The sequence below is a fragment of the Intestinimonas sp. HCP28S3_D6 genome, from assembly GCF_052065695.1.
Classification (GTDB): Bacteria; Bacillota; Clostridia; order Oscillospirales; family Oscillospiraceae; genus Intestinimonas.
This window is the reverse complement of the sequence record NZ_JBQHTM010000161.1, coordinates 1-342: the sequence shown is the minus strand read 5'-3', so window position 1 is coordinate 342 and position 342 is coordinate 1. Positions and strand designations below refer to the sequence as shown.

Genomic DNA, 342 nt, shown 5'->3' with positions numbered 1-342 from the left:
AAAAGTTTACATTGTTACTGACGGCAAGAAAACTTTTTGGATTAACCCCGCTACCGGTCAAGAAATTCTACAGGAAGATGGTAGCCGCATTACATTAAATTTTGACAAGAGCAGCACAGAGTGTATTACCCTCATCAATAAGATTCGAGCCTCTATTAATGCTACCAATAATCAAATCAAGGCTGCTGCGTCTGTTGATCCTCTGCCTCTGGCCGAAAAAGTATGGCAAGATTTATGGGCTGTTTCGGGCGCTACGCCTGAAAATTGTTTGTACACCTTTGTTGAGATTTTCATCTTCAAATACCTTAGCGATTTAGGTGTTTTGAAGGGAATGTATTCATT

1 protein-coding gene is annotated in these 342 nt (G+C 40.1%); it reads left to right on the top strand.

The features are described 5' to 3' along the window. On the top strand, nucleotides 1-342 hold a 342-nt coding region (locus ACTNBK_RS17225), incomplete at both ends, for a hypothetical protein (protein ID WP_441147928.1).